The organism is Streptomyces siamensis, assembly GCF_039543605.1.
Taxonomy (GTDB): domain Bacteria; phylum Actinomycetota; class Actinomycetes; order Streptomycetales; family Streptomycetaceae; genus Streptomyces; species Streptomyces siamensis.
Genome location: NZ_BAABKB010000027.1, coordinates 18936 through 33751, shown reverse-complemented (window position 1 = coordinate 33751; position 14816 = coordinate 18936). Strand labels below are relative to the sequence as shown.

Annotated in this window: 11 protein-coding genes; 9 read left to right on the top strand and 2 right to left on the bottom strand. The window is 72.5% G+C overall.

Annotated elements, in window-relative coordinates:
* Positions 1–21: 21 nt before the first annotated feature.
* Together ABEB03_RS28745 and ABEB03_RS28740 are read right to left on the bottom strand one after the other, a co-directional pair.
* A complete protein-coding gene (locus tag ABEB03_RS28745) occupies positions 22–1359 on the bottom strand; it encodes a 6-phospho-beta-glucosidase (RefSeq protein WP_345655596.1) in 1338 nt (445 codons plus the stop codon).
* A 759-nt stretch (positions 1360–2118) separates the two neighbouring features.
* Positions 2119–2868 carry a DeoR/GlpR family DNA-binding transcription regulator gene (locus tag ABEB03_RS28740; protein ID WP_345655865.1) on the bottom strand — a complete coding sequence of 250 codons (750 nt, stop codon included), beginning with the start codon at positions 2866–2868 and terminating at the stop codon, positions 2119–2121.
* A 126-nt stretch (positions 2869–2994) separates the two neighbouring features.
* Between ABEB03_RS28740 and ABEB03_RS28735 the strand changes: the two genes are divergently transcribed.
* The 9 genes from ABEB03_RS28735 (at position 2995) to ABEB03_RS28695 (ending at position 14803) form a co-directional block, all read left to right on the top strand.
* Positions 2995–4059, top strand: coding sequence for a carbohydrate kinase family protein (locus ABEB03_RS28735; RefSeq protein ID WP_345655594.1), 1065 nt, complete (start codon positions 2995–2997; stop codon positions 4057–4059).
* Between the two features lie 45 nt (positions 4060–4104).
* The gene (locus tag ABEB03_RS28730; RefSeq protein ID WP_345655863.1) at positions 4105–5391 is read left to right on the top strand and encodes an ABC transporter substrate-binding protein; all 1287 of its coding nucleotides are present in this window, start codon (positions 4105–4107) and stop codon (positions 5389–5391) included.
* Position 5392: 1 nt separating this feature from the next.
* On the top strand, positions 5393–6355 hold the full coding sequence (locus ABEB03_RS28725; RefSeq protein ID WP_345655592.1) for a carbohydrate ABC transporter permease: 963 nt from the start codon (positions 5393–5395) through the stop codon (positions 6353–6355).
* Between the two features lie 12 nt (positions 6356–6367).
* On the top strand, positions 6368–7204 hold the full coding sequence (locus ABEB03_RS28720; protein ID WP_345655590.1) for a carbohydrate ABC transporter permease: 837 nt from the start codon (positions 6368–6370) through the stop codon (positions 7202–7204).
* On the top strand, positions 7204–10146 hold the full coding sequence (locus ABEB03_RS28715; RefSeq protein WP_345655588.1) for a glycoside hydrolase family 2 TIM barrel-domain containing protein: 2943 nt from the start codon (positions 7204–7206) through the stop codon (positions 10144–10146). Before ABEB03_RS28720 ends, ABEB03_RS28715 begins: the two co-directional genes overlap by 1 nt.
* Positions 10147–10275: 129 nt before the next feature.
* The gene (locus tag ABEB03_RS28710) at positions 10276–11946 is read left to right on the top strand and encodes a histidinol-phosphatase (protein ID WP_345655586.1); all 1671 of its coding nucleotides are present in this window, start codon (positions 10276–10278) and stop codon (positions 11944–11946) included.
* A 73-nt stretch (positions 11947–12019) separates the two neighbouring features.
* Complete coding sequence (locus ABEB03_RS28705; RefSeq protein ID WP_345655584.1) at positions 12020–12787, top strand: IclR family transcriptional regulator; 768 nt, start codon at positions 12020–12022, stop codon at positions 12785–12787.
* A gap of 106 nt (positions 12788–12893) precedes the next feature.
* Positions 12894–14135: a sensor histidine kinase gene (locus ABEB03_RS28700; RefSeq protein WP_345655582.1), complete on the top strand. Its 1242-nt coding sequence runs from the start codon at positions 12894–12896 to the stop codon at positions 14133–14135.
* The gene (locus tag ABEB03_RS28695) at positions 14132–14803 is read left to right on the top strand and encodes a response regulator transcription factor (RefSeq protein WP_345655580.1); all 672 of its coding nucleotides are present in this window, start codon (positions 14132–14134) and stop codon (positions 14801–14803) included. Before ABEB03_RS28700 ends, ABEB03_RS28695 begins: the two co-directional genes overlap by 4 nt.
* Positions 14804–14816 lie beyond the last annotated feature (13 nt).

Here is a 14816-nt window from a genome sequence, read left to right as displayed (position 1 = left end):
GTACGTCTCCTCGCTCGGTCTCTACTTCAGGTAACCCAGGCCGGGGTGCGCGGCGGTGTAGCCGTCGACCAGCCGGTGTGCCACGTTCACGGAGTCGACGAGGGGGTGCAGCGCGAAGGCCTTCACCGCGGTCGTGCGGGACCCGGACTCCGCCGCCGACAGCACCTCCCGCTCCACCGCCTTCACCGCGCACACCAGGCCGGTGGCGTGGTCCGGCAGCGGGTCGACGGCGACCGGATGCGCGCCGTTGGCGTCCACCAGGCAGGGCACCTCGATGACAGCCGCGTCGTCGAGGACCGCCAGGGTGCCGCGGTTGCGGACGTTGAGGATCAGCGTGGTGCGCTCGTCGCGGGCGATGGCCCGCATGAGGGCGAGGGCGACCTTCTCGTAGCCGCCGGAGAGGTCGTCGGCGTCGCGTTCGCCCGCGCCGGCCGCGTCCCGGTTCTCCGCCATGTAGGTGGCCTCGCGTTCGGCGCGCGTACGGTTCCAGGCGCTCAGTGCGGCGGCGTCGGGGTGCGTCATCTCCTCGTAGAACCCCGCCTGCTGGTCGCGCAGGAAGGCGCCGCGCGTCCGGTCCGCCTGCTGGTAGGCGCGGACGGTCTCGCGGTTGAAGTAGTAGTAGTGCAGGTATTCGTTGGGGACGGCGCCCAGGGACCGGAGCCAGTCCGGGCCGAAGAGCCGCCCCTCCTCGAAGGAACCGAGCAGCTGCGGGTCCGCGAGCAGGCGCGGGAGTTCGTCCCGGCCCGCGATCCGCAGACCCCGCACCCAGCCGAGGTGGTTGAGCCCGACGTAGTCGATCCACGCCTCGCGCGGGTCGGCGCCGAGCACCTTCGCGATCCGGCGGCCGAGGCCGACCGGCGAGTCGCAGATGCCGATGACGCGGTCGCCGAGGTGCCGGGCCATGGCCTCGGTGACGAGGCCGGCCGGGTTGGTGAAGTTGATGACCCAGGCGTCGGGGGCCAGCCGCGCGACCCGGCGTGCGATGTCGTCGGCGACGGGCACGGTGCGCAGTCCGTACGCGATGCCGCCCGCGCCGACCGTCTCCTGGCCGAGGACGCCTTCGGCGAGCGCCACGCGTTCGTCGTCCGCGCGCCCCTCCAGGCCGCCGACGCGGATCGCGGAGAAGACGAAGTCGGCGCCGCGCAGGGCGTCGTCGAGGTCGGTGGTGACGGTCACCTCGGGCGCGTCCGGTACGCCCGCCGCCTGTTCGGCGAGCACCCGCGCGACGGCGGACAGCCGTGCCGGGTCCAGGTCGTGCAGCACGACCCGGGTGACGCGTCCCTCGGCACGGTCCCCGAGGAGCGCCCCGTACACGAGCGGCACACGGAATCCTCCGCCGCCGAGAATGGTCAGCCTCACGCGATTACCACCTTTGCGAGTTCTGCGAGTTCTGCGCGCCGGGCACGCTCGGCGTGCCGCGCGCGTTCCTGCCGGTACGACACGTTCGGTGCGGGCCGGGCGTGGGGCCCGCACGGCGTAGGCCGCGCATGCCGCCCGTACGGCGCGGGCCGCACGTGGCGCCCGTACGGAGCGGGCCGCACGTGGCGCCCATACGGTGTGGGCCGCGCGCGGTACCCGCACGGTGCGCCGCGCGCGTGCTGCCCGTGCGGCGCAGGCCGGGCGTGGCACCGGCACGGCGTAGGCCGCACGTGGCACGCATACGGCGCGGGCCGTCTGGGGCGCCCATACGGGGTCGGCCACGCATGGCGGCCGAACGGCGCGGGTCGCGCGTGCCGCCCGTACGATCCACCGCGGGCGGGACGCCCATGGCGGCCGTCGGGTGCGTCGGGGCCGTACCGACCGTCCGGCGCATGCCGTCCGTGCCGGCTGTCCGGCGCGTCGCCGCCGTGCCGCCGGTCCGGCGCATACCGTCCGCGCCGCCTGTCCGGCGCGTCGCCGCCATGCCGAGCGTCAGGCGCATGCTGCCCCTGCCGACCGTCGGGCGCATGCCCGGACCGGCCGTCCGGCGTGTGCCGACCGCACCAGATGGGCCGCATGCCGGGCCCGCCGGGCACGTCGTGCGCGTCGGGCCTGCCCGGCGCCGTACGCGCGGGCCGTCGCGCGTACCCGCGGCGGGCGTTCACGGCCGGGCCCACGCGGCGGATCCGTGGCCGGGGCTCATGCCACGACCACCCGCACGCCCGCCTCCTCCAGCGCGGAACGTGTCGCCGCGTCCACCGGCGCGTCGGTCACCACCACGTCCAGTTCCTCGGGGCCGCAGACCTTGGCCATGCCCGTGCCCGGGAACTTGGCCCGGTCGGCGAGCAGGACCACCCGCTCACCCGCCCTGATCATGGCGCGCTTGACGGGCACCTCGACGACGGTCGTGTCCATCACCTGGCCGCCGGGCCGCACTCCGCTGGTGCCGAGGAAGAGCCAGTCGGCGTGCAGCTGGCGCAGGTTGTCCTCGGTGAGGAAGCCGACGAGCGAGCGGTACTCGCGTCGGACCATGCCACCGAGCAGCACCAGCTCTATGTCCTCGTCGTCCGCGAGTTCCTCGTAGACCACCAGGTTGCTGGTGATGACGGTGATCCGGCGGCCGTGCAGCTGCCGGGCCAGCCGGTAGGCGGTGGTGCCGATGTCGAGCAGCACGGACTCGCCGTCCTGGATCATCGACGCGGCCTGCACGGCTATGGCGTCCTTCTCGGGCACGCGGACCTCGGCCACCTCGGCGAAGGGCTGGTCGCCCTCGTCCACGACCGCGCCGCCGTGCACCCGCGTCAGCAGGCCCTCCTCCTCCAGCTTCACCAGGTCGCGGCGGACCGTGGCGGGGCTCACGCCCAGCTGTTCGGAGAGGTCGGTCACGGCCGCGGGACCGCCGGAACGCAGGGCCCGCAGGATGAGTTGATGTCGTCGCTCTGCCAGCACACCCTGAACAATAGTCGTCATCTTTCTTCATTTCCATGCTCTGTTCTGCTCGACTCTTGCCAAATTCCTTGGCGGCGCGCACGATCCTGTGCACCGCTTGCAGACTTTTGACGAGAGGACGTACCCGTGGGCGACGAACGGCCCGATGTCCTGCTGACCGGTCTGCTCTTCTACGACCTCGTCCTGACCGGACTGGGCAAGCCGCCCACGCCGGGCGAGGAGATCTGGACCGAGGGCATGGGCGTCAGCCCCGGGGGCATCGCCAACCTGGCCGTGGCGTCGGCGCGTTACGGCCTGCGCACCTCCCTGGCCACGGTCTTCGGCGACGACGCCTACGGCACGTACTGCCATGACGTCCTCGCCGGCCAGGAGGGCGTCGACCTCACGCTCTCCCGTACCGCGGACGGCTGGCACACCCCGGTCACCGTCTCCCTGGCGCTCCCCCGGACCGGGCCTCCCGCCCCCGCGGGACACGTCCCCGTCCACGACCGCGCCCTGGTCACCCACGGCCAGGAACCACCCCACTCGCAGGACGCGCTGATGAGCGACCCGCCGGCGGCGCGCACCGCGCTCGTGCACATCGAGGCGGAGCCGCGCGCCTGGCTCGCCAAGGCGGCGGCGAACGGCACGCAGATCTACGCCGACGTCGGCTGGGACCCCACCCAGCAGTGGTCGCACGACCTCCTGGACCAGCTCGCGCTGTGCCACGCCTTCCTCCCCAACGAGACCGAGGCGATGGCCTACACGCGCACCGGCAGCGCGGCCGCCGCCCTGAGCCGGCTGGCCGAGCTGGTGCCGGTCGCGGTCGTCACCCGCGGCGGCGACGGCGCGATCGCCGTGGACCAGACGACCGGCGAGTACGCCGAGGTGCCGGCCCTCGACATCGATGTCGTCGACCCGACGGGCGCCGGTGACGTCTTCGGCGCGAGCTTCGTCGCGGCGTCGCTCGGCGGCTGGCCGCTGGAGGAACGGCTGCGCTTCGCCGTGCTCGGCGCCGGGCTCTCCGTGCGACGGCACGGCGGCGCCCTGGCCGCGCCCGGCTGGTACGGCGTCGACCGCTGGTGGCGCTCCGTCGACGACCCCGCACTGCGGCGCGCGTACGGCTTCCTGGCGGACCGGATCCCTGCCGACCCGGGCCCGCCCGTCCCGTACGCGCCCGTGACCCCGCCCGGCCCCGCCCGGCGGCACTGACCCCTCATGCGAAGACCCGAACAGATCCGAAAGGCGGTGGGAGCTGTGCGGCTCTCACGAAGAGGCCTGCTGCGCGCGGGCCTGGCCGGTACGGCCGCCACGGCGCTCGGCGGCCTGGCGACCGGCTGTGCCGTTCCGACCGGCTCGACCGGCCGGAACATGGTCCTGTGGTACTGGAGCGGCGGGCTGAGTCCGAAGGTCGTCCAGAACGCCAAGGCCCGCTACGACGACTCGATGAACCTCCAGGCCATCCAGATCGGCGGTTACTACCGCTCGAAGCTGATGACCACGATGACCGGGCGCGCCCACATCCCGGACATCGCCGGGCTCAAGGGCGAGGACATGGCCTCGTACCTGCCGAACTCCGACCAGTTCGTGGACCTGCGCACGCTCGGCGCCGCGCGGTACCGGGACCGGTACCTGCCCTGGAAGTGGGACCAGGGCATCGCCCCGGACGGCTCGATGGTGGGCTTCCCCATCGACTGCGGCCCGGTCGCCCACTACTACCAGCCGGCCGTCTTCGAGAAGGCGGGGCTGCCCCACGAGCCGGCGGACGTCTCCGCGGAACTCGACACCTGGGAGAAGTTCTTCACCGCGGGCGAGCAGCTCAAGAAGCGTCTGCCCGGCACCTTCATCCTCACCGACGCGCTCAGCGTCTTCGGCATCTCCGTCAACCAGTCGACCCGCCGGTACGTCGACGAGGACCGGCACTTCATCGGCGACCAGGAGCATGTACGCACGGCCTGGGACCGGGCGGTCGAGGCCACCCGCCGCGGACTGGTCTCGAAGATCGTCAACGGGACGCCGGACAACATATCCGCCACCGAGCGCGGCCTGCTGCCCAGCCAGCTCAACGCCTCCTGGGCGGCCGGCGACATCAAGCTCAACACACCGCGGACCAAAGGCAAGTGGCGGGTGGCCCAGTGTCCGGGCGGACCGTCGAACATCGGCGGCTCCTTCCTGTCGATCACCAAGGCCTGCCGGGAGCCGGAGCGCGCCTTCGAGCTGATCACCTGGATGCTCGACGCGGAGAACCAGGCCCAGGGCTTCGTCGACTCGGTGCTCTTCCCGTCGACCCCCGCGTCGTACGGCATGAAGCAGTTGCGCGAACCCGACGCGTTCTTCGGCGGTCAGATCACGATGGACGTCTTCGGCCCGGCCGCGCGGAAGATCCCCGTCGCCTTCAACAGCCCCTACGACATCGCGCTCGGCACCCCGATCAGCGACGAGCTGCGGAACTTCTCCGTCCTCGGCAAGGACCCGGACAAGGCATGGAAGGACGCCATGAGCAGCTGCCGGCGCATCGCGGACCACGTGGGGGTGAGCTACTGACATGGCTACCGCACCCGTGGTGGAGACGCATCCGGCGCCCGTGGCCGCCGCACCCGCTCCGCACCCCAGGAAGGGCGTGCTGAGCCACTGGCGGCTGTACGCCGCGATCTCCCCCTTCTATCTGCTCTTCCTCGCCTTCGGTCTGATCCCGGTCGGCTTCTCGCTCTACCTGTCGTTCCACCGCTGGGACGGGCTGGGCACGATGGAGTACGCGGGGCTGTCGCAGTACCGGTACCTGCTCGCGGACGGCCAGTTCTGGAGCGCGATCGGGAACACCGTCGTCATCTGGGCGCTGGCCACCTTCCCCATGATCTTCCTGGCGATGGTCACGGCCGTGATGCTCAACTCCGCGGTCCGCTTCAAGAACGTGTACCGCTTCGCCTTCTTCCTGCCGAACGTCACCTCGATCGTGGCGGTCGCGATCATCTTCGGCTCGGTCTTCTCCACCAACTTCGGCCTGGTCAACGCCTTTCTGCAGGCCGTCGGTCTCGACCAGGTGGCCTGGCTGAACACGCCCTGGGGCATCAAGGTCGCCATCGCCACGCTGATGACCTGGCAGTGGACCGGCTACAACGCGATCATCTTCCTCGCCGGTCTGCAGACGATCCCGGGCGAGCTGTACGAGGCGGCGCGGATGGACGGCGCCGGGCCCGTGCAGACCTTCTTCCGGATCACGCTGCCGCTGCTGCGCCCGGTGCTGCTCTTCGTGCTCGTCATCTCGACGGTCACCGGCCTGCAGAGCTTCTCCGAGCCGCAGGTGCTGCTCCAGACCACGGACAACAACTCGTCCTTCGCGGGCGGCCCCGGACACGCGGGCCAGACCATGGTCCTCTACTTCTTCCAGCAGACCTTCGACAACAACGACTTCGGGTACGGCGCCGCCGTCGCCTGGGGCATCTTCCTCGTCGTCGTCCTCTTCTCGATCGTCAACTGGCGCCTGGTGCAGCGCCGGGGCGAAGAATAGGAGCCCGCCACCATGGCATCCATCAAGGGTTCACGGAAGCGGGGCGTCGCGCTCCATCTGGTCCTGGTCGTCGGTCTGCTGATCTCGGTCTTCCCGTTCTACTGGGCCGTGATCATGTCGACACACGCCTCGACGGAGATCTTCTCCTACCCGCCGAAGCTGCTGCCGGGCTCGCACTTCGCGGAGAACGTCCGCCACCTCTTCGACAATGTCGACTTCTTCGGGTCGATGGCCAACTCGCTGCTGGTGGCGGGCACGGTGACCGTCCTGGTGCTGTTCTTCGACTCCCTGGCGGCCTTCGTCTTCGCCAAGTTCCGGTTCCCCGGCCGCCGGTTCCTGTTCGCGCTGATGATGGCGATCTTCATGGTGCCGGCGCAGCTCCAGGCGATCCCGCAGTTCGTGATCATGGCGAAGCTGGGCTGGATCGGCTCGATGACCGCGCTGGTCGTGCCGGCCGCCGCCAACGCGTTCGGCATCTTCTGGATGCGCCAGTACATGCAAAGCGCCATCCACGACGAACTGCTCGACGCCTCGAGGCTCGACGGCGCCGGGTTCCTGCGCCAGTACTGGCACGTGGCGCTCCCGGTCGTCCGGCCCGGCCTCGCCTTCCTCGGCATCTTCACCTTCATGGGCCAGTGGAACGACTACGCCTGGCCGCTGATCGCCCTCACCGACCCGCACAACGTGACCCTCCAGGTCGCCCTGTCCCAGCTCAACGGCGTCCACGGCACGACCGACTACGGGATGGTCATGACGGGCGCGCTGCTCGCCCTCCTCCCGCTGCTGGCCGTCTTCGCGATCGGTGCCAAGCAGATCATCGGCGACCTCGGCAAGGGGGCCATCCGTTGATGCCCGGTCCGACGGCCGGCGGCGCGTACGCCCCCGATCCGCTGATCGCCCTGCGCCCCTGGGAAGCACCCGAGGTGACCTCCTGGGGGCGGTTGCCGATGAACGCCGTGGACCGGCGGGCGGGTGCGCTGTCGCTCGACGGCGACTGGCGCTTCCAGCTGCTGCCGGCCCCCGACGCGCCCGACGGCGTGTGGGCGCGGGCCGAGGTCCCCGGTGCCTGGACCCTCCAGGACACCGACGACCTGCCGCAGTACACCAACTTCCGGATGCCGTGGGGCGACGTCCCGCCCGCGTCCCCCGCCGCGAACCCGACGGGCGTGTACGAGCGTGAGGTGGACGTGCCCGCCGAGTGGGCCGGCCGCCGGATCGTCCTCCATGTCGGTGCCGCCGAGAGCGTGCTGCTCGTCCATGTGGACGGGCGGCCGGTGGGGATCTCCAAGGACTCGCACCTGGCCGCCGAGTTCGACCTCTCGGAGGTGGTGCGTCCGGGGCGGCGGGCCACCGTGCGGCTCACCGTCGTCAAGTGGTCGGACGCCTCGCACATCGAGGACCAGGACCAGTGGTGGCACGGTGGGATCACCCGCTCCGTCCTGCTGTACGCCACCGACCCGCTGTACCTGGCCGACGTGACGGCGCGGACCCGGATCGACGGGGAACTGCGGGTGGACTGCCAGGTGCGGCACGCGGCGGGCACGCTGCCGGAGGGCTGGTCCGTGTCCGGCGAACTCGACGGCCGGCCCCTGACGCCGGACACCGCGTTCGACCGGGCCAACATGGAGGACGGCCGTGTCTCCGGCTTCCTCGGCGAGGCACGCCTCGGCACGCTCGTCCCCGGCGTCCGCCGCTGGAGCGCGGAGACGCCCGAGCTGTACGGCCTGACCGTGCGGCTGCACCGCGCCGACGGCTCGGTCGCCGACTCCACTCACCACCGCGTGGGCTTCCGCGAGGTCGAGGTCCGCGGCCGGGACCTGCTCGTCAACGGCGAGCGGGTCTACTTCAGGGGCGTGAACCGGCACGACTTCCACCCGCTGACCGGACGCACCGTGACGTACGCGGAGATGCACGCGGACCTGGCGGTGCTGAAACGCTTCGGCTTCAACGCGATCCGCACCGCCCACTACCCGAACGACCCCTCCCTGCTCGACCTCGCCGACGAACTCGGCTTCTACGTGGTCGACGAGGCGAACATCGAGGCCCACGACCACGCCCACGAACTCGCCGACGACCCGCGCTGGACGGCCGCCTACGTGGACCGTGTCACGCGCATGGTGCTGCGCGACCGGAACCACCCGAGCGTCGTCGTCTGGTCGCTCGGCAACGAGTCCGACTACGGCGCCAACCACGACGCCGCGGCGGGCCGGCTGCGCCGCCACGACCCGACCCGCCCGGTCCAGTACGAGGGTGCGGCCAAGCAGGGCTGGGCCGACCCCACGGTCGTCTCCGACATCGCGTGCCCCATGTACGCGCCGGTCGAGGAGTGTGTCGCGCACGCGCTGTCGGGCGAGCAGACGAAGCCGCTCATCCAGTGCGAGTACTCGCACGCCATGGGCAACAGCAACGGCACCCTCGCGGACCACTGGGCGGCCATCGAGTCCACCCCGGGGCTTCAGGGCGGTTTCATCTGGGAGTTCTGGGACCACGGCATCCTGCAGCGCGTGAACGACGGACGACCGGCCGGGCGCGGTGGCGCCGGGCAGTACGCCGACGGTGTCGCGGCGCCCGGCCACCGCTGGGCGTACGGGGGCGACTTCGGCGAGACGATCCACGACGGCGCTTTCATCGCCGACGGGATCGTCTTTCCCGACCGGACCCCGAAACCGGTGATGTACGAGCACCGCGAGATCGCGGCGCCGGTGCGGCTGGAACGTGCGGGCGACGGGCTGCGGATCACCAACCGCCGGCACTTCCGGGGCCTCGACCGGCTGGCTGCCGAGTGGCGCCTCGCGCTCGCGGACGGCGGCACCCTGACCGCTCCGGCCGAGCTGCCCGACGTGCCACCGGGCGGGTCCGCCACGTTGCCGGTTCCCTTCGACCTGCCGGACGACGGCGGCGAGGCCTGGCTGACGCTGCGGGTGACCACGGCGGTGGACGAGCCGTGGGCGCCTCGCGGCACCGAGGTGTGCGTGCCGCAGGTCCGGCTGCGCCCCGCCGCCGCGGCGCCGGACGCCGCCGTGGACGGCCCGCCCGTCGAGGTCGACGACGCCGGGCTGCTCGTCCATCCGCTGCTGGCCGCGGCCCCGGTCCTCTCCCTGTGGCGGGCACCGACCGACAACGACGAGCTCGGCGGGATGGCGGCGCGCTGGCGCGCCTGGGGCCTCGACCGGCTGACGCGTGAGGTCGTCTCGGTGCGCCGTGCGGGCCAGGGCGTCACCGTGCTCGCCGAGTACGGCACACCGGCGGGTGTCGTGCGTCATGAGCAGGTGTTCACCCGTGTCCCCGGCGGGGTCCGGGTCGAGGAGTCGGCCGAACTGCCGGACGGGCTGGAGGACGTGGCACGCGTCGGGTCGGTGTTCGAGACCGTCGCGGGGCTCGACGTCCTGGAGTGGTTCGGGCAGGGCCCCTGGGAGTCGTATCCGGACCGGAGCGCGGGCGCGCCCGTGGGCCACCACCGGGCCCGCGTCGACGATCTGTTCACCCCGTATCTGCGGCCCCAGGAGAGCGGCGGGCGGCACGGCGTACGGAACTTCACGCTGTCGGGGCCGGACGCCACCGGCCTCGCCGTGGCCCTGGACGCGCCGCGCCAGGTGTCCGTGACCCGCTTCGCCGCCGGGGACCTGGCCGCCGCCCACCACGACGAGCTGGTGCCGCGGATCGGCTGCGTCGTGCACATCGACGCCGCCCACCGGGGCCTGGGCACCGCCTCGTGCGGGCCCGACACGTCCGCCGCGTATCTCGTCCGGACCGGCACGCACCGCTGGTCCTGGACGCTGCGCCTGCTCTGATGCGGCCTCGTCCGTCCCGCGCCGCCGGCCTCGCCCTCCCGCAGGGCCGGCACGGCGGCGTGCGGATCGTCGAACATGCCCTTCCCGTCACGCCGTTGGTGAACCACCGACCCGGAGGACCCCACACCGATGACCGAGCAGCGGCTGCCCGCCTGGGCCGATCCGTCCGTCTCCCCCGCTCGCCTGGACGCGCAGGGCGTGTCCCGGCGCGGACTCCTGCGCCGTGCGGGCCTGTTCGGCGCCGCCTTCGCGGCCGGCCCGCTCGCGGCCCCCGCCGCGGCCGACGAACGGCGGTACGGCGGCGACGACCCCCGTCTCGCCCACCTCGTCGGCGACCACCATGTGCACTCCGTCTACAGCCACGACGCGAAGTACACGTTCTCCCAGCTCGCCCGCGCCGGGGCCCACTTCGGCCTCGACTGGATGGTCTTCAACGAGCACTCCAACGTCGGCCACGCACAGTACGGGGCCCGGCTGGAGCACCAGGAGATCGTCACGGCGCGCGCCGAGAACCCGCGCCAGCTGATCTTCCAGGGCCTGGAGTGGTACATCCCGGCCGCCGAGCACGCCACGGTGTTCTCGCCGCCCGGCCCCCACGAGGTGGACCTGCTGACCCGGTTCGAGCTCGCCTACGACGGCAAGCTGCTCGGCTACACGGACGGCGCGGCCTCGCACCCGGACACGGCGCGCAACGAGGCGCACGCCGTCGAGGCGGTCAGGTGGCTGGCCGAGCAGCGCCGCACGGGTTACGTCGACGACGTGCTCGTCCTCGCCAACCACCCGCTGCGCCTGGGCATCGACTCCCCGCACGAGATGCGCAACTGGCGGGACGCGGCCCCCGAGATCGTGATCGGCATGGAGGGCGCTCCCGGCGCCCAGGGCGGCGGCATACCGGGCTGGGTCGGCTCGGGACAACAGCGCGGCGAGTACGTCAACAAGCCGTCCGCGAACTCCTTCCCCGGATACCCGCAGGACGCGTACGTCCTGTACGGCGGCTTCGACTGGATGACGGCGACCGTCGGCGGCATGTGGGACGCCATGCTCGCGGAGGGCAGGCTCTTCACCGTCACCAGCAACTCCGATGTGCACCGCGTCGTCTTCGACACCTGGAAGAACGGCGACTGGGCGCCGGGGCGGAACTTCGACAACACCGGGCGCCTGCCCGACCCGGTGAACACGGACTCGCAGCAGCCGGGCGGTGACTTCTGGCCCGGCCAGTTCAGCCGTACGCACGTGGGCGTGACGCGGTACGCGTATCGCGCGGTGATGGCGGGGCTGCGGGCCGGCCGGGTCTGGGTCGACCACGGGCACCTGCTGGACGGGCTCGACGTCCGGCTCAAGCGGGACTGCGACCACGGCCGGGGCGTCACGACGGGCGGGCGGCTGCGCGTGCGCAGGGGCGACAGGCTCACGCTGTCCGTCACGGTGACGTCGGCCTCGCGCCCCAACCCGCAGGGAATCCTGCCCGAGTTGGCACACGTCGACGTGATCCGCGGCGCGGTGCGCGGACCCGCCGCCGACCGCGACGACTGGCGGGCGCCCGACACCCGGGTCGTGCGGACCCTCGACGTGAGCGGCAGGAGGGGCACGTACACCCTGCGCGTCCCGCTGACCGCCGGCGAGGAGTCCTTCTACGTCCGGCTGCGCGGCAGCGACGGCAACCGCAACGGCGCCGGATACCTCGGAGCCTCGGTGGACCCGCACGGCCCGGTCCCGCACGTGCCCGGCGACGGTGACCCCTGGGTCGATACGTGGTTCTATGCCAACCCGGTGTTCGTCGATGTGGCAGGTGATGGATGAGACGTCAGCCCGGCGCGTGCGTCGTCGCCGCCACGGTCCCCTCGTACGAGCTCAGGTAGCGGGAGCCCGCCTCATGTCCGCGCAGTCCGCGCCCGGCCGTCTGCTCGCCGTGCTCGCCGCCTTCGACCACGAGCACACGGCGTTGTCCCTCACGGCGATCGCCCGCCGGGCCGGACTGACCCTCACCACGGCCCACCGGCTGGTGGGCGCCCTCACGGACTGGGGCGCCCTGGAGCGCGGCGAGCACGGCGTGTACCACGTGGGCCTGCGCCTGTGGGAGGTCGCGGCGCTCGCCCCGCGCGGCCTCGGACTCCGGCAGACCGCACTGCCGTACCTGGAGGACCTGTACGAAGCCACTCACGAGAACGTGCAGTTGGCGGTCCGCGACGGCTCCGAGGTCGTCTACATCGAGTGGATCTCGGGGCGCTCCGCGGTCGGCGTCCGCATCCAGGTCGGCGCACGCTGGCCGCTGCACGCGACGGGCGTGGGACTCGCGCTGCTCGCGCATGGCGGGCCCGGTCTCCAGAAGGCGTACTGCGAGGGCCCGTTGGCCTCCTTCACCCCGTACACCGTGACGGATCCGGCGGTGCTCCGCCGTGAGCTGGCCGAAGTGCGCCGCACGGGTGTCGCGGTGAGCAGCCGTCAGGTCACCGACGACGCCCTGTCGGTGGCGGCCCCGGTGCGCGACGCGGGCGGCACGGTCGTGGCGGCGGTCTCGGTCGTGGTGCCCGAAGCCGACGCGCAGGTGCCGGCGTTGGTCCCGGCGGTCCGGCTGGCCGCGCGCGGCATCTCCCGGGCGCTCGGCTGGCAGCCCGAGGCACGCCCGGACCCGAACCGCTGAGTGCGCCGTGCGGGTCGCCGGAGCTCCGGATATCCCTCTCGTCGGTGAGGACTTCGGCATCGCGGGCTCGCGATACTGGGACGGCCCGTGCCCGGAGGAGCCGCGTATGCCCGCCCAGTCCTGGTTCGCCCCCGCCGTCTCCCGATGGCGGTCGCTGCGCTCGCGCCTGCGGACGACGCATCCGTACGTCGTCGACACCGCGCTCGCCGCGCTCGTGCTGTTCGCGGCCTCGCTCCAGTGGATGTTCCCCGACGAGGGCGACGACCGGCTCACCTGGCAGGGCTTCCTGCTGGCGGCCGGCACGGCGGCACCACTGGTCTGGCGGCGCCGCGCGCCCTTCCTGTCCGCCTGCGCGGTGTCGGTGTGCACGCCCGCGATGGCGCTCTACCACGCGCCGCCGCCGAACGTCGCCTACGGCGGCCTGGTGGTCCTCTACACGGTCGCCACGCTCTGCCCGCCCGCGCAGCGCCGCCTCACGCTGGTGACCTGGCTGGTCGGCGCCTCGCTCACGATGATGGCCAAGGAGCACGCGCAGCCGTTCGAGTACGCGTTCCACCTCACGAGCTTCCTGAGCGCCTACGCGCTGGGCATCCTCACCCGCGTCCAACGCGCGTACACCGCCGAACTGGAGGACCGGGCCGGTCGTCTGGAACGGGAACGCGCCTCCGACACGGCGCGGGCGACGGCGCAGGAACGCGCTCGGATCGCCCGGGACATGCACGACATCCTGGCCCATGCGGTGAGCCTGATGGTCGTCCAGGCCGAGGCCGGTCCGGTGGTGGTGCGCAGCGATCCGGAGCGCGCCGAGGCCGCCTTCGACGCCATCGCGACGAGCGGACGGGACGCGATGACGCAGCTGCGGCGGATCCTCGGGGTCCTCAAGGAGGAACCGGCGGAGGGGGCTTCGGCCCGGGTGCCGCAGCCCGGCACCGCCGCCCTCGCCGAACTGGTCCGCCAGGTCACGGAGTCCACCGGGCTGCATGTCGACCTGTGCACGACCGGCAGCCCCCGCCCACTGGATCCGGACACCGAGGTCGCCGCCTACCGCGTGGTGCAGGAGGCGCTCACGAACACCGTGAAGCACGCGTACGCTTCCACGGCGCGGGTCGAACTGGACTGGACGGAGGACGCGTTGACGCTCACGGTGACGGACGACGGCCGGGGGCCGGTGCGTTCGCCGGGCGCACGGGGTCCGGCGGCCCCGGCCGGCGGTCACGGGCTGATCGGCATCAGGGAGCGGGCCGTGGCCTGCGGGGGCAGCGCCGACACCGGCGGCGGCCCCGACGGCGGCTTCCGTGTCGCCGTACGGCTGCCCGCCGCCGTCGGCCGGCAGGCGGCCCTGGGGTGAGCATCCGTGTGGTGGTCGCCGACGACCAGGAACTGGTCCGCAGCGGCTTCAGCATGATCCTGGAGGCGCAGCGGGACATCGAGGTGGTGGCGGAGGCCGGGGACGGCGTGGAGGCGGTGGCCGCCGTGCGGCTGCACACGCCCGACGTGCTGCTCCTGGACATCCGTATGCCGCGCATGGACGGCCTGGAGGCGGCCCGGCTGGTGTGTGCCGAGTCCGGCTGCAAGGTCGTCATGCTGACCACCTTCGATCTCGACGAGTACGTGTACGAGGCCCTCTACGCGGGGGCGAGCGGCTTCCTGCTCAAGGACGTCCGGCGGGACGACCTCGTCCACGCGGTCCGTGTCGTCGCGGCGGGCGACTCGCTCCTCGCGCCCTCGGTGACGCGTCGCCTCGTCGCCGACATCATCCGTCGGCGCCGCGCCGAGTCCGCTCCCGAGCCGGCGCCGGCCCGGCTCGACGTGCTCACCGCCCGCGAGGAGGAGACCCTCCGACTGCTCGCCCGCGGGCTGTCCAACGCGGAGATCGCGACGACACTGTTCGTGAGCGAACACACCGTCAAGACCCATGTCAGCAACGTGCTGAGCAAGCTGGGGCTGCGGGACCGGGTGCAGGCGGTGATCTGCGCGTACGAGACGGGCCTGGTGACGCCCGGCTCCGCCCCGTAGCGCCGCGCCGGCC

What these genes read in the sequence shown, in the direction of transcription:
- ABEB03_RS28720 (WP_345655590.1), top strand. Translation starts at nt 6,368, where the DNA reads ATGGCATCCATCAAGGGTTCACGGAAGCGGGGCGTCGCGCTCCATCTG.
- ABEB03_RS28725 (WP_345655592.1), top strand. Translation starts at nt 5,393, where the DNA reads ATGGCTACCGCACCCGTGGTGGAGACGCATCCGGCGCCCGTGGCCGCC.
- ABEB03_RS28705 (WP_345655584.1), top strand. Translation starts at nt 12,020, where the DNA reads ATGTCCGCGCAGTCCGCGCCCGGCCGTCTGCTCGCCGTGCTCGCCGCC.
- ABEB03_RS28715 (WP_345655588.1), top strand. Translation starts at nt 7,204, where the DNA reads ATGCCCGGTCCGACGGCCGGCGGCGCGTACGCCCCCGATCCGCTGATC.
- ABEB03_RS28710 (WP_345655586.1), top strand. Translation starts at nt 10,276, where the DNA reads ATGACCGAGCAGCGGCTGCCCGCCTGGGCCGATCCGTCCGTCTCCCCC.
- ABEB03_RS28700 (WP_345655582.1), top strand. Translation starts at nt 12,894, where the DNA reads ATGCCCGCCCAGTCCTGGTTCGCCCCCGCCGTCTCCCGATGGCGGTCG.